Genomic DNA, 26,739 nt, shown 5'->3' with positions numbered 1-26,739 from the left:
CGATGAATGCAAAAGATATCTACAGGCAGTTTGCCGAAGAAGAGGAATCTGTACCCATCTTTTCACAGCCATGGTGGCTGGACGCGACGGCCGGTGAGGATGGCTGGGGCGTCGCCCTTGCTATGCGGGATGCACGGGTGGTCGCAGCCATGCCGTACTCCCGGATGAGGCGCTACGGCATGGCAGTCATCGGACAGCCCCAGCTTACGCAGAAGCTGGGGCCATGGCTGCGTCCGTTTCCAGGGCGGAACGCGTTGCGGCTCGCCTACGAGAAGGACTTAATGCAGGAATTGATCGACAAGCTGCCGCCGTTCGACCATTTCGCCCAGAACTGGCATTACGCATGCAGCAACTGGCTGCCGTTTTCCTGGAACGGCTTTAGCCAGACGACGCGCTACACCTATGTGCTGAGCGATCTTTCCAACGTCGACAAGTTGTGGGCGGATTTTGAGAACAGCACCCGCGCCGAATGCAAGAAGGCGGCTAACCGTTATCGTCTGGTCGTTCGGGATGACTTGCCTCTCGACGACTTTCTCGCGCTGAACCGGATGAGCTTCAGCCGGCAGGGCAAGGATCCGCCGTACACCGACGATTTTGTGCGGCGGCTGGATGAGGCCTGCGTCCGGCGCGGATGCCGGAAGTACTTCATTGCCATCGACGAGGATGGGCGGCATCACGCGGGAAACTACATCGTCTGGGACCGGAACAGCTCTTATGGGCTCATGAATGGCGCGGACCCGTGCTTCCGGAACACGGGCGGCGCGACGCTGTGCATGTGGACGGCAATCCAGTTCGCTGCGACGGTGACGCGCAAGTTCGACTTCGCGGGCTCCATCATTGAACCTGTAGAACGATTCTTCCGCGGATTCGGGCCGACACAGCTGCCGTATTTTTCGATCAGCAAGACGCCGTCCCGGTTGCTCCAGGTACGGCAGGGCTGGCATGCGGTCAAGCAGCAACTGGAGTTTGCGCGGGGCTTGACGCAATAGATGCCGGGTTGGGCGTGGACATTAAAACAAAGACAGAACGGAACAGGATGATGGATACGAAAACCCTATATCGGGAATTCTGCACAAAGGAACCGTCAATCCCGATATTTTCCCGGGACTGGTGGCTCGATGCCGTTGCCGGAGTGGACGGATGGGATGTGGCACTGGTTGTGAAGGACTCCACCGTACTGGCATCCATGCCCTATGTCAGGCAGAGGCGTTTTGGAATGACCGTCCTGACGCAGCCGCCTCTCACGCAAAAACTCGGCCCTTGGATACGCCAGACCCCAGGCAAGGTTTCGACGCGGCTTGCGCACGAGAAGGAAATGATGCATTCACTGATCGAGCAGTTGCCGCCCTTTGATCACTTTTCGCAAAACTGGCATTACGCCTACACCAATTGGCTGCCTTTCTCATGGAGCGGCTTCAGCCAGACTACACGGTACACCTATGTCCTGGACGACCTGGTGCATACCAAGCAGATCTGGAAAATGCTCGAATGCAATATCCGTAACCACTGCAAAAAAGCGGTGGGTCGCTTTGGACTGGAGGTGCGCGACGACCTTCCGCTTTCGGATTTCCTCTATCTGAACCGCGCGACCTTCCAGCGGCAGGGCATGAGCGTACCCTACGAGGATTCTCTCGTAGCACGCATCGACAAGGCATGCGGTGAGCGGTCGTGCCGGAAATACTTCGTCGCAGTCGACCGGGATGGCCGGAATCATGCAGGACTTTACGTGGTATGGGATGACGATACTGCATACGGACTGATGGCGGGAGCCGAGCCGACGCTGAGAAGCAGCGGTGCGAACAGCCTCTGCCACTGGGAGGCGATCAAACATGTCGCCACACTCGCGCAGCGGTTCGATTTCTCCGGCTCGATGCTGGAGCCGGTGGAGCGCTTCTTCCGTCATTTCGGCGCCACGCAAATCCCGTACTTCAATATCACCAAGACCCCGTCGCGCCTGCTGCGGTTGCGACGCAGCGTGCTGTCCATCATGCAATCGGGTTCAAGCGTACGGCGTGCGGGAACCTGATCCAGGGAGCCGATAATGTTACTCACGAATGGCAATGGAATCCGATGCTGCTGAAACTGATATTCCCTGACAACTGCAGGGCGGAGCGAAAGTGGATCGCCGACGTCGTGATGCGTGAATTTCTCGGGCTGTCCGTTGAAACTGTGTTCACGGATACGCAAGATGCGGTCATTAGTGCCGGCAACCGGGAACTCACACTGCCGGATGTTTTCTTCCGATCCTGCGCAACCCAATGGCTGGGCCCATTCGATTACATCCGATCCGGACTGCAGAGCTGGAATGCCGCTGCGACGGGGTTAGACGCGGAGTTGCTGGAGCGGAGTGTGCCGGTGCTGTTCGGGACCGGCGGCTTTACCCTCGATGATGGCGGAAACGGCGCGCTTGGCATGGATATTTTTGGCGCCGCATTTTTCATGCTTTCGCGATACGAGGAAGCGGTAAGCCGGGAGCGTGACGACCATGGTCGCTTCCCGGCGGCGGCATCCGTTGCGTTCCGCTGCGGTTTCCTGCATCGCCCACTGGTGGACGAGTACGTCGAAATTCTCTGGGCCGCGGTGCACAAGCTATGGCCGAGGCTGAAACGCAAGCCGCGCCAGTTCCGCATGTACGTATCCTGCGATGTTGACCATCCGTACCATCCGGGTGCCGGATCGTTTGCCCGCACAGTCAGGCGGGTGGTTGGAGAACTGGTGCGCACCAATGACCTGGCGCGCGCCGCAAACGCACTGAAGAACTACCGCGCCCTGCAAACCGGCAACTGGACCAACGACCCGTACTACTACACTGTCGACTGGATGATGGACGTCAACGAACGGGCCGGCAACCGCGTTTCGTTCTACTTTATTCCTGAAATCACAGATCGCCGCCACGACGATACATGTCCCATCAATGACGAGGCAGTGCTGGCCATGATGAAGCGCATTGCGTTCCGCGGGCATGAGATCGGCCTTCATCCCGGCTATAACACGCATGAGTCGCGCACCGGTGTCAGCTCCGGAAAAAAGCGGCTCCAGTCCATCCTCGATCGGTGGTATCTCGGGCAGGACGTGCTTGGCGGGCGCCATCATTACCTGCGTTGGTCGACGCGTACCCCGGCAATCTGGGATGCGGCGGCACTGGAGTATGACAGCACATTGAGTTATGCCGAGCACGCTGGCTTCCGATGCGGTACCTGCCATGAGTACCCCATGTACGACCTGCATTCCCGGGTACCCCTTAAGGTCAGGCAACGGCCGCTGGTATGCATGGAAGCCTCCGTGCTGCGCCACATGGGTTATGGGGTCGGGGAGCAGGCGCTCGCCAAGATGATGAAGCTCAAGGCGGCTACGATGCGCATGCGGGGCAATTTCACCTTGCTGTGGCATAACTCCGCATTCGATTCTCCCGAAGAGCGCGATATGTACTGCCAGATCATCCAGAGTCATAGCGTTTGAGGATGGCCATGGCAACCGGTCAAGCAACGGAGGAGCGATGACAAGTCTGAAACTGCGGGAGTTCACCGTGGGCGACTGGTCCTTCCTGATCCTGTTCCCGGGATTCTTCTTCTATCAGTCCGCCATCGGCACTGGGGCGGTGCCTGCTGTCCTTGGCGGCTATTTTTCACCGATGTCCATCCTGCTCCTTCCTGTTCTCGCCCTCATGTTCCTGCTGCGGGCGCTGGGACAGGCGCATTTCCTCAATCGCGTCGATCTTTTTTTTGGCGGCTTCCTTCTTTACTTCTTCCTTGTGGTCGCCCTCAACTTCGGGCTTGGCGCGCCCGCGGTCGTCGTCAAACACCATCTCGTCGCACTGCTGCACTTTGTCGTGGTATTCCTCGCTTTCCGGCTCACGCGTTTCGACGACCCCGGATTTCGCCGCGCGGTCCTGCTCACCGTGGTGGCGATGAGTCTCATTATTTTTTCCATGTCGGTGGACGGCACGTTTTATCTCCGTCTGCAGGGCGATGCGTCCAGTGAAGATGCGGTCGCCACATATCAGGGATTCGCGCGCTCCTTTCTGCTCGGGTTCCTCGTTCCGGCAGCCTATCTGAAGAAGATGCCGCACAGGCTGCTCTTGTATTTCCTGTGCATCCCCGCATTTTTCATCAATGGGGCGCGCAGTGAACTGGCGGTCGCTTTAGCCACCGCAGGCTTGATCGAAGGCATTCATTCCCGGCATCGCGGGTTCTGGATCGCAGGAAGCGCAATCGCCGGCGCGGGTTTATACCTGTTCTTTGCTGAAATCGTTTCCCTGTTTCCCGGCAACCGCACGGGGCAATTGCTAGACCTGTCCGGCGCCTCATCCTGGGAGGCGCGAAGCAGGTTGTTCTTCTATGCCGTCGATACCGTCCTCGATCACCCTGTATTCGGCAGTTACGGAAGCTATCTTCGCATTCTGAACAATAGCGGTTCCTACGCGCACAACATCCTTTCCGCGTGGGTTGATCTCGGCCTGTTCGGCTTCCTATACCTCCTTGCGATGATTGTCCTTCCCACGGTGCTCCTGGGGCGCGATCTGCTCTCGCACGGCCGCCGCGAGAAGCCGGGCGAACTGATTTTCGCCTTCATCATGCTGTTCGTCACTGTGCTGATGCTGTTCATTTCCAAAAGCTTCACTTATATGGTCATTGCGGGAGCGATGGGAGTCTTAGCCAATTACAGGAGCAAGCATGTGCAGCTGCAAGGTCGTCCATCTTACATCGGTTCATCCGCGCTACGACACACGGATCTTCGTCAAGCAGTGCCGTAGCCTGGCGCGCCACGGCTACGATGTCAGCCTCGTGGTGGCGGACGGAAAGGGAAACGAGGAGCGCGATGGCGTCTCCATCCTGGATGTCGGTCGTGCCGAAGGGCGGGTGGCTCGCATGATCAAGACCACCGCGCGCGTTTTTGAAAAGGGAGTTGCCCTCCATGCGGACGCATACCACTTGCATGATCCGGAGCTGTTGCCCATTGGACTGCGCCTGAAACGCATGGGCAAGACGGTCATCTTCGACTCGCATGAAGACGTGCCTGCCCAGATTCGAAGCAAACCCTATCTGGGGCCGGTTTCGCTGCGCTTGCTTTCGGCCGCCGCAGGGTTCTTCATGCGCCATGCCTGCCGGCGGATGGACGGCATCATTGCCGCGACGCCGACCATTCGGGACAAGTTCCTGCCGATTAATGAATGCACAGTCGACGTCAACAATTACCCCGTCCCCGACGAGCTATTCGCTGCAACGGATTGGGCCGACAAGCAACTGGAAGTGTGTTACGTGGGCGACATTACTGCCGGGCGCGGAATTCGCGAAATCGTTCGGGCCTGTGAATTCGTCGAGACGCCGGTTCGCCTGACGATCGGCGGCGCCTTTTCCGATGTCGGCCTGGAGACCGAGGTCCGCTCGTATACCGGCTGGGGCCGCGTCAACATGCTCGGCTACCTGCCGCGCAACCGGGTGCGGGAAGTGCTCAATCGCTCCATGGCCGGACTGGTAACGCTGCATCCGCAGGACAACTACCTCGACGCGCTGCCGGTGAAGATGTTTGAGTACATGGCGGCCGGCATTCCGGTGATCGCGTCCGATTTCCCCTTGTGGCGCAAGATCATAGAGGGCGCCCGCTGCGGCATGTGCGTCGATCCGGAAGACCCGGTCGCCATCGCCCGGGCCATCGATTACCTTGTAACTCATCCCGATGAGGCGCGTGCAATGAGCGCGAACGGACGGCAGGCAGTGCTAACTCGGTACAACTGGGGGAGCGAGGAAGAGAAGCTGCAACGGTTTTATTCAGCACTTACTTGACCGCATTCGTGAGGCATTGCGCCGTGGACAAGCGGTGGGAGGATGTCATGCCGAAGAAGTATCTTGCGATGCTGCTGTTGGCCGGTTTCATGAGTGCGCCTTCGGCAGCGGGAATGCTACGGGATGCCGTTGCCTGCGGTGGCACGGTAGAGGCGCAGGTCTGGTCGCTATGGGACCGCGACTTGCACGAGCATCTCGGAAAGAATGTAATCGCGCGGCGGCTTATCCGCGATGGCGAAGGAAATGCGCTCTACGATTTCCAGACCTACACCCACAATTTGGCCGCCATGGCGCGGCGTTGCGGCCGCACTGACCGGTTGCGCCAGATAAGCCAGCTTGTTTCCCAGGCCTACGAGGGGCTCGAACCGGGCGGCGTCTTTTCTTCGGGACGCCGCTGGACGTGCCGCAGCGGCAGCCTCTGCGAGGGAGGCTCGAAGTACGCAGGTAACGAGGTGCAGTTGTACAGTGTGCAGTTCCTTGGACTTGCGGCCTCCTTGGCGAACGCGATTGCTTTGTCCGGAAAATCCATGACGGAGGACGATAAGCGCTTCGTCTCCCATACCGTGCAGATCGCCGCCGAACATCTGAAGCGTTGGGGCGGGATACGCGAGATCGAGAAGCTGCGGCGCGCAGCCTCGGCAAAGCCGCAAGATGTCAGCGGCTCCTCGTCCTCCCTGTTATTCACGGACAAGCCGCTCTGGATGATCAGCATCTACGCGGAACTGGCGGGTGCCGCTGGCACCGGCACGGCTTCACGTGACCGGGAAGCGTTGGTGGAACTCACCCCGCACATCCAGGCCCTCATGGAATTTTTTCTATCCCGCGTTTCCCTGGAACGGGTCAATAGCCACCGGACGGGCAATGTCATGATGGCAGACCTGGACAAGGGCTATTGGCGACTTTATCCCGACAACAGGTATGCCGGATATGCAGAACCGCAAGCGCCGGTGAACTGCAAGGGGGGACGCGGGTCCGGAGAAGTGGAGGTGATTGTCTCTCCGGAGAATGTGCCAAAGCGCAGCGACACCGGATGGGATCTCAGTCACGCGCGCAGGCTCGTGCCGGCGCTCGATGCGCTTGAGCGCAACCAGTCCGCCATGAAACGCATTTATTCGCTTCGGGAAAGCCAGTGGATGCCGGCATCGTTGCCCGCAGCATTTGCCAACGGACTCGTGGAACGTGTCTGGAACGGTGACGAACGTCGTCCCTTGTTTTCCAACTACATGAGCGGCGCCAATGGCTGGTTCCGGGTAGCGTACGGCGTGGAACGGGGGAAGTGTCGGGAGGGATATGCGCCCTATGGCATGACAGGCGCCTTCCTGAGCGGCGGATATGCTGCATGGTCCCGCTATCAGCCGTTGCTGGGACGACTTGCCGAGAACCTGTACCTCATGGCGGAGCGGCATGATGAAAAGGATGCCGCTTTCATTCAAGAGCACTACCCGGACCTGCTGCCGTCTGCATCAGGCACCAAGGCGCGCCTCTACCGGTTGATGTTCCTGCCCGCGCTTGTCGGCGTTCGGTCCGAACGGCGCGAATAGTCGTTCGGCTTCCCATCGTCCATGCGCCGCGGCGCATATCTATCAAAAAAGCACTCCGCAACCGCCATTTATCGGCTCGCCGGATCGAAATTTCATACTTATTTTCCTGCTGCACGCCGTATACATTGAGCTGGGTGCTATGAACAGCGCGGCACGCCCCTTCGCCGGAGGAGTGCGTCACGCGCCCGATGCTTTGTATTCCAAGGGAGCGATTTCTTGAAGATCACGATCATTGGCATTGGTTACGTCGGCCTCGTTACCGGGGCGTGCCTGGCGGATTTCGGCAACCGTGTTTTCTTCCTGGACGTAGACGAGGACAAGGTCGCGCGCCTTAATCGCGGCGAAGTGCCGATTTATGAACCCGGATTGAAAGACCTCATCGCAAGAAACCGGGCCGCGGGACGAATCGTCTTTTCCAACGACGCCGCGGCCGCCGTTTCGCACGGCGACGTCCTGTTCATTGCAGTGGGAACTCCGGCCGGACCTGACGGCGCGGCGGACCTGCAGTATGTGTTTGCCGCAGCAGAGGCAATCGGACGCCACATGGATAGCTTCAAGGCAATTGTCACGAAATCGACGGTTCCGGTCGGTACGGCGGACAATGTCACTGCTATTGTCGCGGCGGCTCTTCGCGAGCGTGACTTCACGGAGGCCATGGAAATGTTCTCCGTCGTGTCAAATCCGGAATTCCTCAAAGAGGGGGCTGCGGTCAATGACTTCCTCCGCCCGGACCGCATCATCATCGGTGCGCGGCAGGACGCCACAGGCTGGCGCGCTTTCGCCATGGTCAAGGCGCTTTATGAGCCGATGATGCGAAACCACGACCGGCTCCTGCAAATGGACGTAAAAAGCGCGGAGTTCTCAAAATATGCCGCGAACGCCATGCTCGCGACCCGCATTTCCTTCATGAACGAACTAGCCAACCTTGCTGAAGAGGTGGGCGCCGACATCGACGAGGTTCGACGCGGCATCGGTTCCGACCCCCGTATTGGCCATAGTTTCCTCTATGCCGGCACCGGCTACGGCGGATCCTGCTTTCCGAAGGACGTTCAATCCCTACTGAAGACTGCCGAGTGCAGGGGGAAAGCCCTCCGACTCCTGCAGGCAGTCCATGATGTCAATGCGGAACAGCGCGACGTTCTCGTCCGGAAGATCGTCCGCAAGTTCGGCGCCGATCTGTCCGGACGCAGCTTTGCAATCTGGGGCCTGGCATTCAAGCCGAACACCAACGATGTGCGCGAAGCGCCAAGCATTTCGGTGATTTCGTCCTTGCTGGAACGAGGCGCGTCCGTCAAGGCCTACGATCCGATCGCTACCCGCGAGGCGGCCATGGCCCTGAAACTCGCCGTGTCCGCAGAGCATTTCGAGCGGGTGACGTTCTACGATGACCAGCTCGCCGTCATCGGGGACTGTGACGCGCTGGTCATTGTCACGGAGTGGAAGGCCTTCTGGCGTCCGGACTTTTCCGCCATGCGGTCTTCGCTGAAGACGCCGCTCATCTTCGATGGACGGAATATTTACGAGCCTTCGCTGATGCAAGAGAACGGCTTCCAGTACTACGGTATTGGCCGGGGTTGCCGATGAAGGTGACCGTCATTTCGCCTTGCCGCAATGAGGCCGAATACATCGATCAGTTCCTGCAGTCTGTTATCGAACAGGACTGCACGAAACTCGACCTGGAAATTCTTATCGCCGACGGCCTGAGCGACGATGGCACGCTTGACAAGCTGGCGCGGTGGTCGGCGGCGCATCCACAGATCAGGGTGATCCATAACCCGCAGCGGATCGTTTCCACCGGACTCAACTTGGCGATTGCAGCGGCATCGGGCGAAATCATTGTCCGGATGGACATCCATACCTCGTATGCGCGCGATTATGTGCGGCGAAGTGTCGAGTCCTTGCAGGCATCCGGGGCGCAGTGCGTCGGAGGTCCTTGGGTGGCCGAAGGCACGACTTCTTGCCAGCGAGCGATTGCCGCAGCATTCCAAAGCCGTTTCGGTTCAGGGGGAGCCTTGTCAAGGCGCAGGGAGTATAACGGACCTGTCGATACCGTTTATCTTGGCGCGTGGCGAAAGTCTGATCTGGAGCGTCTTGGCGGCTTCGACGAAGATCTGGTGCGCAACCAGGACGATGAGCTGTGCCTGCGAATCCGACGTTCCGGAGGCGCCGTTTGGCAAAGCGCCTCCATCCGTTCCGTCTATACTCCACGCGCCTCGCTTGCCGCGCTTGCGAGGCAGTTCCATCAATACGGTTACTGGAAGGCTCTGGTGCTCAAGAAGCATCGCATTCCTGCATCTCCTCGCCATATTGCCCCCTTTTGCTTCATGTCAGGACTGTTCCTGCTCCTGCTTGCCGCGCCATGGGTGTCGGCAGCGGGATGGCTGCTGGCAGCGGCCATCGGTTTGTATCTACTTGCGGCGCTTTCTTGCGCATTCGGAGTGCGGAGAAGCCTTGCCAGGCCACCAGTCATGCTGACGGCGGCCGCGCTCTTCGTCATGCATCTCGGCTACGGCACCGGATTCGCAAGGGGGCTGGTGGATTTCATCCTTTTCAGCAGAACCCCCGACCGTGCAATGAAGGCACTGACGCGGTAGCTGCATCGGGAGTCATGCGGCTTCATCGATATTGTCAATTGATGAGGACGGAATGCGGCGCCTTTGATCAATTTTTCATACTTAATTTTCAAGGGATAGTGCGTACATTGGTTATCAGGCTGTCGAAAAACGTGGCGAGCGAACCGGACAGGGGATGGGGTGGGCTTCTTGGCCAGCCTGTCGGACCAGCCATGAAGGACGCAACGCAACGCGACGTACAGCGGATTGACTCATTCTTTGCAAGATCATGCTCATGTCCTTACAACGTTCCATGACTGCTGCACGGATCAGCTCAAGCCTGGTCCATATGACCTTGCTGAACAAAATCTGCCTGATGGTGGCAATCGACATCGTCGCCCTGGCCGCATGTTTTTATCTGGCAGCCCTGGTGGCCGAAGGAGATTTCGGCCGCGTGCGACGTTACGGGTTGCCGCCGGTCGTGCTTGCCGTGTCGGCCGCGGTGGCAGCATTCTGCGTCACCGGCCTGTATGGCGCGGTCACGCGCTTTATTGATCAACGCATCCTGTCGGCAGCGACGATTGGCCTGGCCGTCGCCGCACTGATGTCGCTCGTGCTGGCCGAGCTGGTCAATTACCACAACCTTCCGCGCAGCGTCTTGATGGTCTATTGGCTTGCTGCTCTAGGGTATATGCTCGCATCGCGCCTTGTAGCGCGCTTGCTGATCCGGCACCTGAATCCATACTGTCGGCGCGAACAAGGGTGCAGGGTCGCTATCTATGGCGCAGGCGAGGCGGGCGCGAAGCTAGGCGCGGCAATGCGCATGAGCCTGCAGTACCGTGCCGTGTGCTTTTTCGATGATGACGAATCGCTTGCCCGGCGGACGGTGGGCGGCGCCAAGGTATATCCCGCGCGGGAAATTGCCGCCGTGTGCGTGGCGCGAGGGGTGGGCCTGATTGTCATTGCCGTACCGTCGGCCACGCCAGAGCAGCGGCGGGAGATGATGTACCGCGCGCGCATCAGCGGCGTGGAAGTGAAGACCATGTACGGACTGATGGAGCTCGGCGACGAGAACATCACCACCCGTTCCATTCGGGAAATCAAGATCGAGGACTTGCTCGGGCGCGAGCCGATCCGTCCGGAGTTCGAGCTTTTTGCCAGATGCGTAAGGCGACAAAACGTCCTCGTCACCGGTGCCGGCGGCACGATCGGGAGCGAACTCTGCCGCCAGATCATGACGCTGCAACCCAAGTCACTGCATGTGCTCGACCATGCCGAGCACGCGCTTTACAACATCGAGCAGGAGTTGCGCTCGTGTTTCCCGGATGTCCCGCTTGAGGCGCACCTCGGCACCGTGTGCGATGAGGAATTTACGGGCAGAGTCGTCGGCAGCCATGCAATCGACACCATCTACCATGCCGCAGCCTACAAGCATGTTCCGCTGGTCGAATCAAACATGGCCCAGGGCGTGCGCAACAACGTCCTGGGCGCGCAAAGCGTGGCAAACGTGGCCGCCCGATTCCGTGTCAAGACATGTGTGCTGGTCTCCACCGACAAGGCGGTTCGACCGACCAGCATGATGGGGGCCAGCAAGCGGATTGCAGAGCTTATCTTCCAGGCGGCCGCTTCCAATGAAAAGACCGCGACGAAATTCAGCATCGTCCGCTTCGGCAACGTGCTTGGTTCCTCGGGATCTGTTGTGCCGCTATTTCGCAAGCAGATCGAGGAGGGTGGCCCGGTCACGATCACCCATCCCGAGGTCGTGCGCTATTTCATGTCCGTTTCCGAGGCGGCGCAACTTGTGATGCAAGCTGGCGCCATGGCCAGGGGCGGCGATGTCTTCGTCATGGATATGGGCAGGCCGGTGAAGATCGTTGACCTTGCCCGGACCATGATCGCCATGTACGGCTATACAGAGAAGAGCAGCGCGAATCCCGAAGGCGATATCGAGATTGCGTACGTCGGACTTCGCCCGGCTGAAAAACTGTACGAGGAAATGTTTGCGGGGAATGATGCCATTCCGAGCCTGCACCCGCGGATCATGACGACGACCGAGTATATGGTGGAACCGGCCCTGCTGGCGCAACAGCTTGCGTATCTCATGGTCGCGTGCTCGACCAATGACTGCGCCATGATCCAGCACATGGTCCAGAAGATGGTCCATGAGTACATCCCGTACCGGTCGCTGGATGCCGGCCCCCAGACAGAACGTTTCATCCCGCTCAACGTGGGAACAATTTCCGGGAGAACGATTGCCTCTACAAGTGGTTGATTTTCCCGGCCATGCTTTCGTTTAAACCAGCCAACCGTATCCATCCAGCGAGGATATTTATGCATGCGCTTCAGGCTTCTTCCGCGGTCATCAGCCACCTTCCGATCAGCGACATCGATTTCCACGCTACCGCCCTCGAACGTCTGACAAGAAAGATCGAGGATAGAAGCGCGGTAATCGGCATCGTCGGCCTGGGATATGTCGGCCTTCCGCTGACATTGCGCTACTCCGGGGTGGACTTCCGCGTCCTCGGTTTCGACATCGATCCAGAAAAGGTAGAAAAACTGAATGCCGGGCGCAGCTACATTGAACATATCTCCCCCCATATGGTCGCCAAGGCGCGCAATGCGGGATTCGCGGCGACAAGCGACTTTTCGCGGATTGACGAAGCCGACGCGGTCATCATTTGCGTGCCGACGCCGCTCAATGCATCGCGCGAGCCAGACCTGAGCTACGTTCTGAACACCGCAGACATGCTGTTGCCGCACTTGCGGCGCGGCCAGATCGTGTCGCTGGAAAGCACGACATATCCCGGCACCACCGAAGAGGAATTGAAGCCGCGGCTGGAATCGCGCGGATTTTCCGTTGGTGACGACATTTTCCTGGTCTTCTCCCCCGAAAGGGAGGATCCCGGCAATCCCCACTACGACACGCGTTCGATACCGAAGGTGGTGGGCGGCAGTACGCCGTCCTGCCAGGCGGCCGGCATCGCGCTTTATGGGGCAGCGGTGGACCAGGTGGTTCCGGTAAGTTCGACGCGGGCAGCGGAGCTGACGAAGCTGCTGGAAAACATCCATCGTGCGGTCAATATCGGCCTTGTCAACGAGATGAAGATCATCGCTGACAAGATGAACATCGACATCCACGAAGTCATCGGCGCCGCATCCACCAAGCCGTTCGGCTTTACACCCTTCTATCCGGGACCGGGGCTGGGGGGGCATTGCATTCCCGTCGATCCGTTCTATCTTACTTGGAAAGCGAGGCAATACGGCCTGCATACGCGCTTTATCGAGCTGGCGGGCGAGATCAACAACGACATGCCGCGATGGGTCGTGGACAAGGTGGCGGCAGCCCTCAACGAACGCGGCCGCGCCGTCAAGGACAGCAAGATTCTCGTGCTGGGTGTCGCCTACAAAAAGAACGTCGACGACATGCGTGAATCCCCGGCAGTCAAGCTCATGGAGCTGTTGCGGGAGAAGGGGGCGGTCATTGCCTATTCCGATCCCCACGTTCCCGTGTTCCCCAAGCTGCGGGAACACCGCTTCAACCTGAGCAGCATTGCGCTCACGCCGGAGTCAATCGCCGGCTTCGATCTGGTCTTGCTGGCGACCGACCACAGCGCCTTCAATTACGGAATGATTGAACGCTATGCGCGGCTCATCGTTGACACCCGGGGCGTTTATACCGAACGCCGCGCAAATGTTGTCAAGTCGTGAGGAAAGGAGAAGGATAACAATGATCGCTCCAATGAGGTCCTTATCCGACCGCAAGATCCGGTTTGCCCTGGTCGGCTGCGGACGCATCGCCGGCAACCATTTCGAGGCGATCAAGGTGCATTCCGACCGTTGCGAATTGGTGGGCGTATGCGATATCGAATCCCTGGCGCTCGAGCGCGCGGCAGACATGACCGGTGCCAAGCCATACTCCAGTCTTTCCGACTTGCTGCTGGAGGCGCGGACCGATGCCGTAATCCTTACCACGCCTTCCGGATTGCATTCCAAGCAGGCGATCGAAGTAGCGCACGCGGGGCGTCACGTCATCACGGAGAAGCCGATGGCCACGCGCTGGGAGGATGGAAAGCGCATGGTTGCCGCCTGCGACGAAGCGCGAGTCCAGCTGTTCGTGGTCAAGCAGAACAGGAGAAACGCGACCCTTCGTGCGCTCAAGCGAGCGATCGACGAGAAGCGATTTGGTCGCATTTACATGGTAAATGTCAACGTTTTCTGGACTCGTCCGCAGGAGTATTACGACAGCGCGCGGTGGCGCGGGACATGGGAGTACGACGGCGGCGCCTTCATGAACCAGGCCAGCCACTATATCGACCTGCTCGACTGGCTCATCGGGCCAGTCGAAAGCCTGCAGGCCTACACAGCCACGCTACAGCGCAACATCGAGGTCGAAGACACCGGAGTGATGAACGTACGCTGGCGCAACGGAGCATTGGGCTCGGTCAATGTCACGATGCTTGCCTATCCGAAGAATTTTGAAGGCAGCATCACGATATTGGGCGAGCACGGCACCGTTCGCATCGGGGGCGTCGCCCTCAATGAAATCCAGCATTGGGATTTTGCCGAACGAGACCAGTTGGACGAAACGATCAGGGATGCGAGCTACCAGACCAACTCTGTCTATGGTTTCGGTCACGCGCTGTATTACGAGAACGTGATTCAGTCACTCTATGGCGAGGCTGATCCCGAGACGGACGGACGAGAAGGCCTCAAGTCGCTGGAAGTCCTGATCGCGGCCTATCACTCTGCCCGCGACGGGAAGCGCGTGGCCCTCCCGATGGAGTACTAGCATGGGTGTCTTCATCGATCCCAGGGCGGTTGTCGACGATGGCGCAGTCATCGGCGACGGCACGCGCATCTGGCATTTTTCGCACGTGAGCGCGGGCGCGCGCATCGGATCGGATTCGTCCCTCGGGCAAAACGTTTTTGTCGCCAATGATGTCGTGATCGGCAACAACGTCAGGATCCAGAACAACGTGTCCATCTACGACGCGGTCATGCTCGAGGATGACGTGTTCTGCGGGCCGAGCATGGTATTCACCAATGTGCGCAATCCACGCGCCGAAGTGGCGCGCAAGAACGAATACCGCAAGACTGTCGTGCGGCGCGGCGCAACCCTCGGGGCCAACTGCACGATTGTTTGCGGTCACGTCATAGGCAGCTACGCCTTCATCGCTGCGGGTGCGGTGGTGACGGGCGACGTTCCCGACTTTGCTTTGATGGCAGGCGTGCCGGCGCGGCATATCGGTTGGATGAGCCGGCATGGCGAACGTCTGGACCTGCCTTTGCGCGGAAACGGGCGGACAATCTGTCCCGGCAATGGAGACAGGTATCGATTAGCCGACGGAATGTGCCGCCTTGAACCGGCTCCTCAGGAAATCGTTCAATCACTTACTGAAAACGCAGGATAGCGCATGGAATTTATCGACCTCAAGGAACAATACAAGGCGCTTCAGGAAGACATCGACCGGCGCATCCAGGCAGTCCTGGCGCACGGGCAGTACATCCTCGGGCCGGAGGTGGCTGAACTGGAAGAGGCATTGGCGGCTTACACCGGCGCGCGGCACTGCATTACGGTTGCCTCTGGGACAGAGGCGATCCTGATTTCCCTGATGGCGATCGGATTGCAGCCCGGCGACGAAGTCATCACCTCGCCTTTCTCCTTCATTTCCGTGGCTGAAATGGTCGGGCTGCTCGGCGGCGTTCCTGTCTTTGCGGATATCGAGCCTGACACCTGCAACATTGATCCCGGTTGCATTGAAGCGAAGATCACATCCCGGACCCGTGCAATCATTCCAGTATCGCTGTATGGACAGCCGGCAGACATGGATGCAATTAATTCGATTGCTGAGCGGCACGGCCTGATTGTCATCGAAGACGCGGCGCAGAGCTTCGGCGCGTCATACCGCGGCGTAAAGAGCTGCAATCTCTCGCCCATCGCATGCACCAGCTTCTTTCCGAGCAAGCCGTTGGGCTGTTACGGGGATGGCGGAGCGGTATTTACAAACGACGACACATGGGCCCGGGTGATGCGGGAGATCCGCACGCATGGACAGGAGCGACGCTACGTCCATTCACGGATCGGCGTGGGAGGCCGGATGGATACGCTCCAGTGCGCGGTCGTCCTTGCCAAGCTCCCTCATTTCGACAGCGAAATCCAGGAGCGTATGCGCTTGGGAAACCTGTACAACGCGCTGTTCGAAGGCCAGGTGGAGAGCGTGCGGCAACGGACCGACTGCAACAGCGTGTTTGCGCAATATACGGTAATGATTGCTGATCGTGACGGCATGCAGCATGCCCTGAAGCAGAAGGGAATTCCGACCGCTGTTCACTATCCGGTGCTGATACCGGATCAGCCCGGCTATGCACACTTCGGTCCATTCGGCGAGTATCCTGTTGCCGCCGCCATGACGGGCAGGGTGATGAGCCTTCCCATGGGGCCTTATCTCGGCGAAGAAAATGTCCGCCGCGTGGTTGAAGCCGTGCTTGAGAATTCCTGCGGAAAGCTGGCTGCATGAGCAAGGGATTGCCAGAGACGGAACAGGCTGCCGAGCGGAGAAATGTCGAACTCGGGGAGATCGCCGCTCGCTACTCGTTGCGGCAAACGCAGGTGCCGGCCGGTCAGTATTCATGGCTGAATCCCGGAATGTACCTGCCCGCGCTGGAGAAGGAAAAGGCGCTGCTCGAGTTGTTCCGGCGGGTCGGCTTGCGCCGGCTTGAAGAATTGACCCTTCTGGAGGTGGGATGCGGCAGCGGCGGCAATCTCTTGCGGTTCATCCAGTGGGGGTTCGATCCGGCCAACCTGGTCGGCAATGAACTGCTCGACGCCCGCCTGGTCCAGGCGCGCAAGCGCCTTCCTCTTGCTACGCGGATGGTTGCAGGGGACGCCTCGACGCTTGATTGCGGACGCTTTGACATCGTCTACCAGTCGACAGTGTTTTCCTCCATCCTGGATCTCGATCTGCAGGAGCGCCTCGCGGCGCGCATGTGGGAAATGACCCGCCCTGGGGGCGCAATACTCTGGTATGACTTCTGTTACGACAATCCCAGGAACGCGGATGTGCGTGGTGTTCCTCCGCAGCGCATCCGCGAACTCTTTCCGGAGGCAGAACCCCAGCTTCAGCGCATTACCGTGGCGCCGCCTCTGGCGCGCTGGATATCGCGCGTGACGACGCGTGCCTATCCCGTCCTGGGTGCGCTTCCTTTCCTGTGCACGCATGTCTTGTGCTGGATTCCCAAACCTGCGCGGCACGGCGCCGCCGGCGAGTTTTGTCAAAAAGGTTAGCTCATGTCTCAATTCTTGCCGTATGCCCTCCCCGAAATCGGTGTAGAGGAAATCAATGCAGTCAATGAGTGCCTTCGTTCCGGATGGATTACGACCGGACCGAAGGCAAAAGAATTCGAGACAGAGTTCGCGCGGTATCTAGGCGGCGATGTCGAGGCAGTGGCAGTCAACTCCGCCACCGCAGGATTGCATCTTGCACTGGAGGCGCTCGGGATCGGTCCGGGGGACGAGGTCATCGTTCCCACGCTCACATTTACCGCGACGGCTGAAGTAGTCCGGTATCTCGGTGCCGAGCCCGTGCTGGTGGACGTCGAACCCGTGACGCTGAATATCAGCGTGGATGCGATACGCGCGGCGATAACGCCGCGCACCCGTGCTGTGGTTCCTGTGCATTACGGCGGTTTGGCGTGCGACATGGACGCGGTGATCGCCTGCGCGCGCAGGCACAAGCTATACGTCGTCGAGGATGCCGCGCACGCATTCCCTACCCGCTACAAGGGGAAACTGGTTGGCACGCTTGCAAGCGACGCCACGGTATTCAGTTTTTACGCGAACAAGACCATGACGACAGGGGAGGGCGGCATGGTGATTGCGCGCGACCATGATGTCATGGCGCGTATCAGGACGATGCGCATCCACGGCATCAACCGCGACGTGTTCGACAGGTTCGTATCGACTCGGCCGAGCTGGTTCTACGAAGTGGTCGCGCCGGGGTTCAAGTACAACTTGACCGACATTGCGGCGGCGCTGGGCATCGAGCAACTCAGGAAGATCGACCGCTTTCTCGAAAGGCGGGAGCATCTCGCGCGTCGCTATTTCGACGGACTGGCCAATCTGGCGCTGGAACTGCCGGCACTGCCCGGTCCAGGCAGCGCCCATGCCTGGCACCTGTTCGTCGTGCGCTTGTCCGATGATGCGTGCATCGGGAGAGATGACCTCATACAGGCCCTCGCCGACAAAGGCATTGGCACCAGCGTCCACTACATTCCACTGCATCGACAGCCATACTGGCGCCAGCGCTACCGCCTCGACCCGAACCAGTTCCCGGTTGCCGAGGATGCTTACCGTCGCGTGGTCAGTCTCCCCCTTTATACGCGCATGACGGATGATGATCAGAGGCGAGTGATACGCACTCTAAGGGAATTGCTGGGGTGATGAAGCGCGTGTTCGATTTTTCGGCGTCGATCATCGGTCTCATCTTCCTGGCGCCTTTGTTCGTTGTCATTGCGCTCCTGATCAAATGCGATTCATCGGGGCCGGTGTTTTTTCACCAGGAGAGGATAGGGCGGCATGGCGTGCCCTTCCGGATACTCAAGTTCAGGTCGATGCGCATCGACGTGGACTCGCGCAGGCAAATCACGGTCGGGCAGGATCCGAGGATCACACGCGTGGGCAATGTACTGCGTCGCTACAAACTGGATGAGTTGCCGCAGCTGGTGAACGTTGTCCGAGGAGAAATGAGCCTGGTTGGGCCTCGTCCCGAAGTCCCGTGCTATGTCGCGGCTTATCCCGAGGATGTTCGCCGCATCGTCCTTTCCGTCGCCCCGGGAATTACCGATTGGGCATCGATCTACTTCAGGGATGAAAGCGAAATTCTCGCCCGAGCCGGGAACCCTGAAGCAGCGTACCTTAACGACGTGCTTCCGGTAAAGCTCGGGTATTACGTTCGGTATGCGCGCGAACGTTCTTTCGTGACGGACATGAAAATCATTATCCTGACAATCGCAGCAATCTGCGGACTAGGTCATCGCATCTCCCGTCCGGAACGCTGACACGGCATCTTAATTCTCGGATGAATTGCAGAGGAATCTGCATCGCAGAAACCTCGTCCGAAGCCTCCTTGGGGCGGAGGTGGGAGGCGCATTTCACGCGGGTATAGACAAGCAAACCGACACAAACCCTGCCGCATTTCACGCCGGATCTCCGCGCGTTTCTCTCCTAAAAAAGAATTTTTACCCATTTTTTTGTGACGGGTAGCGCCGACATGCGTGTGTTGCCGCACGACATGTCCGCGCAATTTTTCTTTGATTTTTCCCCGATTCGAGTCGCTTTTGTGCGAGCAAGTCCCAGCGCACTTCCTTTCTACGCTCGTGTGTCTGCTTGGCGCCGACACTTTCCTCCGCGAATTTCTTTACCGCATGAAACATTCCTCTGGGAACTTATTCCTTGAGGCAACAGTCTTTCCCATCGGTACTAGCGTAATTAAGCGTTTGCCGGGAGGAGGCCGCGCTATATGCCTCGCTCCCTTTCGCCTGGCGTGGTTACTCCACCAGACTTTTTTCCTAGGAGCTTCACTTGAAATACAAGACTTCTTATCCTTCTCTTCTGTTGACGTCGTTGATTCTCGCTGCATGCGGCGGCGGCAGCGGTGACGAATCCGTTACACAGGCCACGAGTGCAAACGCGCAAGGCGCATCGATGGCCCAGATGGAGCAATCTGTTGCCGTTGCTGGAGCCGACCATGTTGATGCGGTGGATGTGAAATCGGATGCCGATCTTCCGCCGGAACTTACCCTCGATGTTGCACCCGACACCAGCGCAGTCGATATGACCGATGCTGCCGTCGCCAATGCAGGGAGTATTGCAACGGAACCGGCCGCGCCCGTCGCTCAGACGACGACACTGATGGGAACGACCACGACCTCGCTCTACCATCTGTACGTGTCTCCGACAGGTTCCGATTCGAACACCGGCACAAAGACCTCGCCGTTCAAGACGATTCTCAAGGCATCGAAGGTCGCTAAACCCGGTACGACAGTCCACGTCGCGCCTGGCACGTACGCTGGCGGTTTCCAGACGACGGCGAACGGAACGGCCTCCGCGCGCATCCGTTATGTATCCGATACCAAATGGGGCGCGAAGATCGTTCCCGCCTCCGGTTCGACTGCAGGTACCGGTTGGAGCAACCGCGGCAATTATGTCGACATCGTTGGTTTCGACATCAGTGCCAAGGGCAACACTACCTGGCGCAACGGCTTGGTGGGCACCGGTTCTTATATCACCCTGCAGGGAAACCACGTGCATGACATCGCGACCAGCGGCACATGCGATAGCCAGGGCGGTTCGGGCATCAACACGCACAACTACTACGGCGGGTACCATATCGACGTTCTTGAGAACGTGGTTCATCACATCGGCATCACCGGTTGCAAGTACATCCAGGGCATTTACACAAGCACATCCGGCAAGGTAAAGAACAACCTCATCCATTCCATCGGCAACTGGGGTATTCACTTGTGGCATGACGCCCGCAACCTTGACATCGCCAACAATACGATCGTCAAGAGCGGCGGTGGCATCACTGTCGGCGGCGGCGGCTACTACCGGCTCTCTGCGCCTGCCGACTACGTCAATGTCTCGAACAACATCGTTTATGGCAACGACAAGGGCATCTGGCAGCAAGGCGATAACGGCACGCACAACACCTACACGAACAATCTCTCGTACAACAACGCGAGGGCAAACTTCAGCGTCGGTACCAGTGCGATCAGTGGTTCGGTCAGCGCCGACCCGCAGTTTATCGACTATGCTGCGGGCAATTATCAATTGAAGAGCGCTTCGCCCGCAGTCAATCGCGGTGGCACGAAGTACGCGCCGGCCACCGACCTGCTCGGCACCGCGCGTCCCCAAGGTTCCGGCATTGACATCGGCACTTACGAATACAAGTATTGATCAGCACTCAGCCGAGAGCGTGCGTGTCCGCATCCAAATAGACACGCACGCGCATCGTGCCATCGCATTTTTATATGCTTGAACCGCCGCGCCCTTTTTGGGGCGGCGGTTTTTTTCATTGGTGAAGCCGTGTCTGGATAGCGCTTTCCTGCAATGACCTATTTGTCTCGCCGCATCGGCGTTCGCAGGTCGCGGGTGTGCAGGCCTTGATGGCCGTCGATTGCCTTGTCGCGCGCCAGGTCGGAAAAGAAGCAGCGCAACGTATGCTCAACAGTGGGAAACGCGATTTCGGACCAAGGGATTTCATCTTCTGAAAAAAGGCTCACCTCAAGGCTCTCGGTTCCTGCCGCGTAATCAAGGTCGAGCAATGTGGCTCGATAGAACAGATGCACCTGATGCACATGGGGGACATTGAGCAGCGCGAACAGTTCGTGCAACTCGATCCGGGCACCCGCCTCTTCGAAAGTCTCGCGCAATGCCGCTTCCGCCGTCGTTTCCTCGTTTTCCATGAAGCCCGCGGGTAAGGTCCAGTAGCCGTAACGCGGTTCGATGGCGCGCTTGCAAAGCAGTACCTGCGTCAGCCCATCCTGCTCCCATACCGGAATCGAGCCAATTACCATTTTCGGATTCTGGTAATGAATCGTCCCGCAATGCGTACACACGAAGCGCGCCCGGTTGTCGTCTGGCGGGACTTGCAGGGAAACCGGGTGTGCGCATTCGGAGCAGAATTTCATACTGGGTCGTGCAGATAAATGAGAATGTGTCAACCGCGCCAAACCAGCACGAGTTCTATTCAGTTGGGTAAATGACCATTGCAAGTGTATCACCGCGTTAAAGTATTGCGATTGCATTTGCGTTACTGGTAGATGCACGATATAATTCATCTCTTCAGACGCGGGGTGGAGCAGTCTGGCAGCTCGTCGGGCTCATAACCCGAAGGTCGCAGGTTCAAATCCTGCCCCCGCAACCAAGTCTTATGTCTTATCAATTCCCGCCTAAATCAGACCTCCAATAAATCAGGCGTCGGAAATAGCATCACCAGGTTCTCTGATCAAGCAGCATCCAGAATGCCTGCCGTTGACGATAACTTCTGCACTTTGCTAGTAGAAAACAAGACGCAAAAAATGAACACTATTGAGGCGAAGAAAGTCCTCGAAACCGCGTTGCTTTGCGCCCATGAGCCGCTGTCGATCAACGACATGAAGAAGCTCTACGCGGAAAATGACGAAGCCGACGAAGAAGTCGGTGCCGATACGATCAAATCGATGCTGGAAGAGTTGCGCAACGATTGGGCCGACAAGGGCATCGAGATCGTGAGCCTGTCGACCGGATGGCGCTTCCAGAGTCGGCCGGAAATGAAGAAATACCTGGAGCGCCTCAATCCGGAAAAGCCGCCCAAATATACGCGCGCAACACTCGAAACGCTCGCCATCATCGCTTATCGCCAGCCGGTCACGCGCGGCGATATTGAGGAAATTCGCGGCGTCACCGTCAACTCGCAGACGATCAAGATGCTCGAGGATCGGGGCTGGATCGAGGCAATCGGCCATCGCGATGTGCCTGGCCGGCCAGCCTTGTTTGCCACGACCAGGCAATTCCTCGACGACCTCGGACTGACATCGCTCGAACAGCTGCCGCCGCTGCAGGATGTGTCCAAAGAAGGGGCGCCGGGCGGCATGCTGCCTGAGTTGCAGGCGCTGGGCGGCGAGATGCAGGCAAGCCTGGACCAGGCGGCAATGGATTTTTCCGCCGCCGAGCAGCCTGCCGAAGAGCAGTTGCTACTTGTCGATGCGCAGGCATTGCCCGAGGAGGGGGAGGCGGCAGCGGAGATGCTTGCGGAAAGCGCGGCAGTGGCCTCCGGGAGCAACAATTTTGTAGAAATCACGCAGAACGCCGGTGACGAATCCGGGTCTGAACCGAACACCGGGACTGAAGAACCCGTTTCCACCGACGCTGAACTGGCCCATGCCGATAACGCCGCCCCCGCGGATGACGAGCAGAAAAATGCGGTGCCAAGCCAGCATAATCAAGAATCCGATGATGAATCTGCCCAACCACAATGATTCCCACGTGGTCACAGCCACCGAATCTACAAGCCGCGCCGAATCCGAAGACAAGCAGGCGCAGCCTCACGGCGAAGCATCCGCAGGCGATGGCCAGGCCGAGCAAGGCAAGAAGAAGCCGGCCAAGCGCGGCGTGCGCGGCCCTCGCAGTCTGCGGCGCACGCGTGCGCCGCGTGAGGAAGGCGGCAATGACGAGGTGAAGGCGGCAACTGTACCTGCAGAGGGAGTTGATGCCCAGCCGGTCGGAGGTGTCGTGGCAGAGCCGGAGAGGGCGCAGCGCGGCAACGCACGCAAGCGCGACGAGCGCCAGAAAGGCAAGCCGGCACAGAAAGGGCGTGGCAAGCCGGCAGGCGGAGCCTCGAAGCAGAAGCCTGGCGCAAAATCCAGTGATGCGGACGATGTGTTTTCGTTCGTTACATCCGAGGCATATGATGCCTCCGGTGACGATGACGGACGCCGCAACGGACGGCATGGGCCGCAAAAAGCGGTTCGCCGGGACCTGACCGCGGAAGATGACGCGCCGAAGCTGCACAAGGTGCTCGCCGACGCCGGCCTCGGTTCGCGCCGCGACATGGAAGAACTCATCATTGCCGGCCGCGTGTCCGTCAACGGCGAGCCTGCCCATATAGGGCAGCGTATTCTCCCGACTGACCAGGTGCGCATCAACGGCAAACTGATCCAGCGCAAGATCTCCAAGCGTCCTCCGCGCGTGCTTGTCTATCACAAGCCTGCCGGTGAGATCGTCAGTCACAGCGACCCTGAAGGCCGTCCATCCGTGTTCGACCGCCTGCCGACCATGAAGGCTGGCAAATGGCTGGCAGTGGGCCGGCTCGACTTCAATACCGAAGGCCTGCTGTTGTTCACGACGTCGGGTGACCTTGCGAATCGCCTGATGCACCCGCGTTACGGTATCGAGCGCGAGTATGCGGTTCGCACCCTGGGTGAGCTTGAAGAAGGTATGCGCCAGAAGCTGCTGGGCGGCGTCGAGCTGGAAGATGGCGTGGCACAGTTCTCGAAAATCGCGGATGGCGGCGGCGAAGGTGTCAATCGCTGGTATCGCGTCACCATCGGCGAAGGTCGCAATCGCGAAGTGCGCCGCATGTTCGAAGCCGTAGGCCTGACAGTCTCGCGCCTCATCCGCACCCGTTACGGTGCCTTGACCTTGCCGAGCAATCTGAAGCGCGGCCGCTGGGAAGAGCTCGAAGAGCATGCTGTCCGCGACCTGATGGCGATGAGCGGACTCGAAAAGCCTGCTGCCCAGGCAAAGGGGCGCGGTGAGCGGCAAGGTGGTGATCGCAACGGTAACGTGTTCGAAAAATCGCCTCAGGGCCAGAAGCGCGGCCAGGCACGCGGAAGCAATGGCGCTCGCGGTCAGGGGCAGGGACAAGGCCAGCAGCGGGGGCGGCAGCCGGATCCGCTGCAGACCGCCTTGGGCTTTCCTGATATCGGACACGGCCGTCGTGGCGGAAGTCAGATGCGGGGTGGCGTTGGCATGCAAGGAATGGCGCGCAGGCGTACTCGTGGCTGAGGCTGGGTATATCATCAAGAATTTCCATTGAGAAATATATCGGCCTCTGGTTTTGCCGTTGGGGCCGCGTTTTCATTGCGGTGCGCCAAATAATTGTTTATAATTAGTGAGTTAACAAAGGTCGGCCTGCGACCGGGGAGCATTCAGGGATCACCTGAGTTGGCGCGGGGGCGATAAAAAAGAGATGGGCAGATGCCCATTTTTTTTTTCTTGAACGCTTTGTGTGCAAGCACAGCCTGCCTGGACCGTTACGGAGAATAGTTTTGCGGTTGCTGGATCTGATTGAAAAAACCGTCGTTGGCATGGGTTACGAGCTTGTCGATTTCGAGCAGGCGGCCCATGGTTTGCTGCGCGTGTACATCGACTTCCCGCCGGAAGATGCGGACAAGGGAAATATCACGGTGGAAGACTGCGAGAAGGTAAGCCACCAGCTGTCGCACGTGCTGACGGTGGAGAACGCGAATTACGAGCGTCTCGAAATTTCGTCGCCCGGTCTCGATCGTCCGCTGAAGAAGCACTCGGACTATGTACGCTTCGCGGGGCACGAGGCCGTGGTGAAGCTGCGCATGCCGATGCCGGGCGCGGCCAACCGCAAGTCCTTCCAGGGCATCCTGCATGCACCGGAAGGCGAAACGCTCAAGCTGGAATTTGAAGGAAAAGATGGGCCGGCGATGCTGGATTTCACGCTCGCCGATGTGGACAAGGCACGCCTGGTGCCGAAAGTGGACTTTAGGAGTCGCAAAGCATGAGTCGCGAAGTATTGTTGTTGGTCGATGCGCTGGCACGAGAAAAAAACGTCGATAAAGAAATCGTCTTCGGAGCGCTCGAGCACGCGCTCGCGCAAGCAACCAAGAAACGCTACGAGGGCGAGGTGGACATCCGCGTGTCCATCGACCGCGAGACCGGCGAGTTCGAATCCTTCCGCCGCTGGCATGTGGTGCCGGATGAGGCCGGCCTGCAGTTGCCTGATCAGGAAGTGCTGCTGTTCGAAGCGAAAGAACAGATTTCGGATATCGAGGTCGACGACTATATTGAAGAACCGATCGAATCGGTTGAATTCGGCCGCCGCTTCGCACAGGACACCAAGCAGGTTGTGCTGCAGCGTATCCGCGACGCCGAGCGCGAGCAGATCCTCGCCGACTTCCTGGCTCGCGGCGACGCACTGGTTACCGGCACTATCAAGCGCATGGAGCGCGGCGATGCGATCGTCGAATCCGGCAAGATCGAAGCACGCCTGCCGCGCGACCAGATGATCCCGAAGGAAAACCTGCGCATTGGCGACCGCGTCCGCGCATTCATCCTTCGTATCGACCGCAATGCCCGCGGCCCGCAGGTGATCCTGTCGCGCACTGCGCCAGAGTTCATCATGAAACTGTTCGAACTCGAAGTGCCTGAAATCGAGCAAGGCCTGCTGGAGATCAAATCCGCCGCCCGCGACCCGGGCGTGCGCGCGAAGATTGCTGTCTTTACCAGCGACAAGCGCATCGATCCTATCGGCACCTGCGTCGGCATGCGCGGCTCGCGCGTGCAGGCCGTGACGGCAGAACTCGGCGGCGAACGCGTCGACATCGTGCTGTGGTCGGAAGATCCGGCACAGTTCGTCATCGGTGCGCTGGCTCCGGCGAACGTGACCTCGATCGTCGTGGATGAGGAAAAGCATGCGATGGACGTCGTCGTGGACGAGGAAAATCTCGCCATCGCCATCGGTCGCGGCGGTCAGAACGTGCGTCTCGCATCCGAGCTGACCGGCTGGCAGATCAACATCATGACGGCTGAAGAATCCGCCGATAAATCTGCTGCTGAAAGCGCCGCCATCCGCGCGTTGTTCATGGAAAAGCTGGATGTGGACGAAGAGGTTGCTGCGATCCTGGTCGACGAGGGTTTCTCGAGCCTCGAAGAAATTGCCTACGTGCCGATCACCGAGATGCTCGACATCGAAGCATTCGATGAGGAAACCGTGAACGAACTGCGCAACCGCGCCCGTGACGCCCTCGTGACCGAAGCGATTGCTTCCGAGGAAGGCCTGGAAGGCATGGAAGATACGCTGGTGAATCTCGACGGTATCGACCGCATTATCGCAGGCAAACTCGGACTGGCCGGCATCAAGACGCTGGATGCGTTTGCCGGACTGGCCTATGACGAATTCGGATCGATCCTGGCGTTGCCGATCGAGCGCGCGCGTCAACTGATCGAAAACGAATTTGAAGATGTGACCGATGATGAAATGCGGCTCATCGACGCCAAGTACGACGACCGGGCACGGGCGTTGCAAGCGAAAGCGCGAGAACTGGTCGAGGCGAAGTAAGCCGGACTGC

Annotated in this window: 22 protein-coding genes and 1 tRNA gene; 22 read left to right on the top strand and 1 reads right to left on the bottom strand. The window is 59.0% G+C overall.

Going from position 1 to position 26,739, the window contains the following annotated elements; genetic code table 11:
• Positions 1-2 precede the first annotated feature (2 nt).
• From AC3WOY_RS06450 to AC3WOY_RS06370, 17 genes are all read left to right on the top strand, one after another.
• Entirely contained in the window at positions 3-989 is a 987-nt protein-coding gene (locus AC3WOY_RS06450) for a GNAT family N-acetyltransferase (protein WP_492421909.1), read from the top strand.
• 47 nt (positions 990-1,036) lie between these two features.
• Positions 1,037-2,026, top strand: a complete 990-nt coding sequence (locus AC3WOY_RS06445) for a GNAT family N-acetyltransferase (RefSeq protein WP_492421907.1) — start codon at positions 1,037-1,039, stop codon at positions 2,024-2,026.
• Between the two features lie 44 nt (positions 2,027-2,070).
• Positions 2,071-3,459 carry a polysaccharide deacetylase family protein gene (locus tag AC3WOY_RS06440; RefSeq protein ID WP_492421905.1) on the top strand — a complete coding sequence of 463 codons (1,389 nt, stop codon included), beginning with the start codon at positions 2,071-2,073 and terminating at the stop codon, positions 3,457-3,459.
• 172 nt (positions 3,460-3,631) lie between these two features.
• On the top strand, positions 3,632-4,753 hold the full coding sequence (locus tag AC3WOY_RS06435) for a hypothetical protein (protein WP_492421903.1): 1,122 nt from the start codon (positions 3,632-3,634) through the stop codon (positions 4,751-4,753).
• The gene (locus AC3WOY_RS06430) at positions 4,674-5,783 is read left to right on the top strand and encodes a glycosyltransferase family 4 protein (RefSeq protein WP_492421901.1); all 1,110 of its coding nucleotides are present in this window, start codon (positions 4,674-4,676) and stop codon (positions 5,781-5,783) included. The genes AC3WOY_RS06435 and AC3WOY_RS06430 overlap by 80 nt, the downstream gene beginning before the upstream one ends.
• Before the next feature lie 47 nt (positions 5,784-5,830).
• Positions 5,831-7,324 carry a hypothetical protein gene (locus AC3WOY_RS06425; RefSeq protein ID WP_492421899.1) on the top strand — a complete coding sequence of 498 codons (1,494 nt, stop codon included), beginning with the start codon at positions 5,831-5,833 and terminating at the stop codon, positions 7,322-7,324.
• A 216-nt stretch (positions 7,325-7,540) separates the two neighbouring features.
• Positions 7,541-8,908: a UDP-glucose dehydrogenase family protein gene (locus tag AC3WOY_RS06420; protein WP_492421897.1), complete on the top strand. Its 1,368-nt coding sequence runs from the start codon at positions 7,541-7,543 to the stop codon at positions 8,906-8,908.
• A complete protein-coding gene (locus tag AC3WOY_RS06415) occupies positions 8,905-9,918 on the top strand; it encodes a glycosyltransferase family 2 protein (RefSeq protein WP_492421895.1) in 1,014 nt (337 codons plus the stop codon). The genes AC3WOY_RS06420 and AC3WOY_RS06415 overlap by 4 nt, the downstream gene beginning before the upstream one ends.
• Positions 9,919-10,225: 307 nt before the next feature.
• Entirely contained in the window at positions 10,226-12,148 is a 1,923-nt protein-coding gene (locus AC3WOY_RS06410; RefSeq protein ID WP_492421893.1) for a polysaccharide biosynthesis protein, read from the top strand.
• 59 nt (positions 12,149-12,207) lie between these two features.
• Positions 12,208-13,584 carry a nucleotide sugar dehydrogenase gene (locus AC3WOY_RS06405; protein ID WP_492421891.1) on the top strand — a complete coding sequence of 459 codons (1,377 nt, stop codon included), beginning with the start codon at positions 12,208-12,210 and terminating at the stop codon, positions 13,582-13,584.
• A gap of 31 nt (positions 13,585-13,615) precedes the next feature.
• Entirely contained in the window at positions 13,616-14,665 is a 1,050-nt protein-coding gene (locus AC3WOY_RS06400; protein WP_492421889.1) for a Gfo/Idh/MocA family protein, read from the top strand.
• 1 nt (position 14,666) lies between these two features.
• Complete coding sequence (locus tag AC3WOY_RS06395) at positions 14,667-15,287, top strand: acyltransferase (RefSeq protein ID WP_492421887.1); 621 nt, start codon at positions 14,667-14,669, stop codon at positions 15,285-15,287.
• A 3-nt stretch (positions 15,288-15,290) separates the two neighbouring features.
• Entirely contained in the window at positions 15,291-16,394 is a 1,104-nt protein-coding gene (locus tag AC3WOY_RS06390) for a DegT/DnrJ/EryC1/StrS family aminotransferase (protein WP_492421885.1), read from the top strand.
• Positions 16,391-17,161 (top strand): class I SAM-dependent methyltransferase, encoded by a 771-nt coding sequence (locus AC3WOY_RS06385; protein ID WP_492421883.1) that lies wholly within the window; start codon positions 16,391-16,393, stop codon positions 17,159-17,161. The genes AC3WOY_RS06390 and AC3WOY_RS06385 overlap by 4 nt, the downstream gene beginning before the upstream one ends.
• A 3-nt stretch (positions 17,162-17,164) precedes the next feature.
• Complete coding sequence (locus AC3WOY_RS06380; protein ID WP_492421881.1) at positions 17,165-18,316, top strand: DegT/DnrJ/EryC1/StrS family aminotransferase; 1,152 nt, start codon at positions 17,165-17,167, stop codon at positions 18,314-18,316.
• Positions 18,316-18,933, top strand: coding sequence for a sugar transferase (locus AC3WOY_RS06375; RefSeq protein WP_492421879.1), 618 nt, complete (start codon positions 18,316-18,318; stop codon positions 18,931-18,933). Before AC3WOY_RS06380 ends, AC3WOY_RS06375 begins: the two co-directional genes overlap by 1 nt.
• Before the next feature lie 523 nt (positions 18,934-19,456).
• A complete protein-coding gene (locus AC3WOY_RS06370; protein ID WP_492421877.1) occupies positions 19,457-20,833 on the top strand; it encodes a choice-of-anchor Q domain-containing protein in 1,377 nt (458 codons plus the stop codon).
• 158 nt (positions 20,834-20,991) lie between these two features.
• Here the strand turns inward: AC3WOY_RS06370 and AC3WOY_RS06365 are convergent, their stop codons facing one another.
• Positions 20,992-21,567: an NUDIX hydrolase gene (locus tag AC3WOY_RS06365; protein ID WP_492429213.1), complete on the bottom strand. Its 576-nt coding sequence runs from the start codon at positions 21,565-21,567 to the stop codon at positions 20,992-20,994.
• A gap of 159 nt (positions 21,568-21,726) precedes the next feature.
• On the opposite strand from AC3WOY_RS06365, the gene AC3WOY_RS06360 reads away from it, so the two are divergent.
• From AC3WOY_RS06360 to nusA, 5 genes are all read left to right on the top strand, one after another.
• Positions 21,727-21,803 (top strand) — tRNA-Met (locus AC3WOY_RS06360).
• Positions 21,804-21,957: 154 nt separating this feature from the next.
• On the top strand, positions 21,958-22,896 hold the full coding sequence (scpB, locus tag AC3WOY_RS06355) for an SMC-Scp complex subunit ScpB (RefSeq protein WP_492421875.1): 939 nt from the start codon (positions 21,958-21,960) through the stop codon (positions 22,894-22,896).
• A complete protein-coding gene (gene rluB, locus AC3WOY_RS06350) occupies positions 22,874-24,424 on the top strand; it encodes a 23S rRNA pseudouridine(2605) synthase RluB (protein ID WP_492429211.1) in 1,551 nt (516 codons plus the stop codon). Before scpB ends, rluB begins: the two co-directional genes overlap by 23 nt.
• 263 nt (positions 24,425-24,687) lie before the next feature.
• Entirely contained in the window at positions 24,688-25,173 is a 486-nt protein-coding gene (gene rimP / locus AC3WOY_RS06345) for a ribosome maturation factor RimP (protein WP_492421873.1), read from the top strand.
• Positions 25,170-26,729 carry a transcription termination factor NusA gene (nusA, locus tag AC3WOY_RS06340; RefSeq protein ID WP_492421871.1) on the top strand — a complete coding sequence of 520 codons (1,560 nt, stop codon included), beginning with the start codon at positions 25,170-25,172 and terminating at the stop codon, positions 26,727-26,729. The genes rimP and nusA overlap by 4 nt, the downstream gene beginning before the upstream one ends.
• Positions 26,730-26,739: the final 10 nt, after the last annotated feature.

Source organism: Noviherbaspirillum sp. FW303-A3, from assembly GCF_058788695.1.
Note: the sequence above shows the minus strand (reverse complement) of the source record. Positions and strands in the feature narration are given on the sequence as shown.

Bases quoted from the DNA above. Each gene is read 5' to 3' on its own strand.
- nusA (WP_492421871.1), top strand. From the start codon at position 25,170: ATGAGTCGCGAAGTATTGTTGTTGGTCGATGCGCTGGCACGAGAAAAA.
- AC3WOY_RS06400 (WP_492421889.1), top strand. From the start codon at position 13,616: ATGAGGTCCTTATCCGACCGCAAGATCCGGTTTGCCCTGGTCGGCTGC.
- AC3WOY_RS06380 (WP_492421881.1), top strand. From the start codon at position 17,165: ATGTCTCAATTCTTGCCGTATGCCCTCCCCGAAATCGGTGTAGAGGAA.
- scpB (WP_492421875.1), top strand. From the start codon at position 21,958: ATGAACACTATTGAGGCGAAGAAAGTCCTCGAAACCGCGTTGCTTTGC.
- AC3WOY_RS06410 (WP_492421893.1), top strand. From the start codon at position 10,226: ATGACCTTGCTGAACAAAATCTGCCTGATGGTGGCAATCGACATCGTC.
- AC3WOY_RS06445 (WP_492421907.1), top strand. From the start codon at position 1,037: ATGATGGATACGAAAACCCTATATCGGGAATTCTGCACAAAGGAACCG.
- AC3WOY_RS06390 (WP_492421885.1), top strand. From the start codon at position 15,291: ATGGAATTTATCGACCTCAAGGAACAATACAAGGCGCTTCAGGAAGAC.
- AC3WOY_RS06395 (WP_492421887.1), top strand. From the start codon at position 14,667: ATGGGTGTCTTCATCGATCCCAGGGCGGTTGTCGACGATGGCGCAGTC.
- AC3WOY_RS06440 (WP_492421905.1), top strand. From the start codon at position 2,071: ATGCTGCTGAAACTGATATTCCCTGACAACTGCAGGGCGGAGCGAAAG.
- AC3WOY_RS06385 (WP_492421883.1), top strand. From the start codon at position 16,391: ATGAGCAAGGGATTGCCAGAGACGGAACAGGCTGCCGAGCGGAGAAAT.
- AC3WOY_RS06365 (WP_492429213.1), bottom strand. From the start codon at position 21,567: ATGAAATTCTGCTCCGAATGCGCACACCCGGTTTCCCTGCAAGTCCCG.
- AC3WOY_RS06375 (WP_492421879.1), top strand. From the start codon at position 18,316: ATGAAGCGCGTGTTCGATTTTTCGGCGTCGATCATCGGTCTCATCTTC.
- rluB (WP_492429211.1), top strand. From the start codon at position 22,874: ATGAATCTGCCCAACCACAATGATTCCCACGTGGTCACAGCCACCGAA.
- AC3WOY_RS06450 (WP_492421909.1), top strand. From the start codon at position 3: ATGAATGCAAAAGATATCTACAGGCAGTTTGCCGAAGAAGAGGAATCT.
- AC3WOY_RS06425 (WP_492421899.1), top strand. From the start codon at position 5,831: ATGCCGAAGAAGTATCTTGCGATGCTGCTGTTGGCCGGTTTCATGAGT.
- AC3WOY_RS06415 (WP_492421895.1), top strand. From the start codon at position 8,905: ATGAAGGTGACCGTCATTTCGCCTTGCCGCAATGAGGCCGAATACATC.
- AC3WOY_RS06435 (WP_492421903.1), top strand. From the start codon at position 3,632: ATGTCCATCCTGCTCCTTCCTGTTCTCGCCCTCATGTTCCTGCTGCGG.
- AC3WOY_RS06405 (WP_492421891.1), top strand. From the start codon at position 12,208: ATGCATGCGCTTCAGGCTTCTTCCGCGGTCATCAGCCACCTTCCGATC.
- AC3WOY_RS06430 (WP_492421901.1), top strand. From the start codon at position 4,674: ATGTGCAGCTGCAAGGTCGTCCATCTTACATCGGTTCATCCGCGCTAC.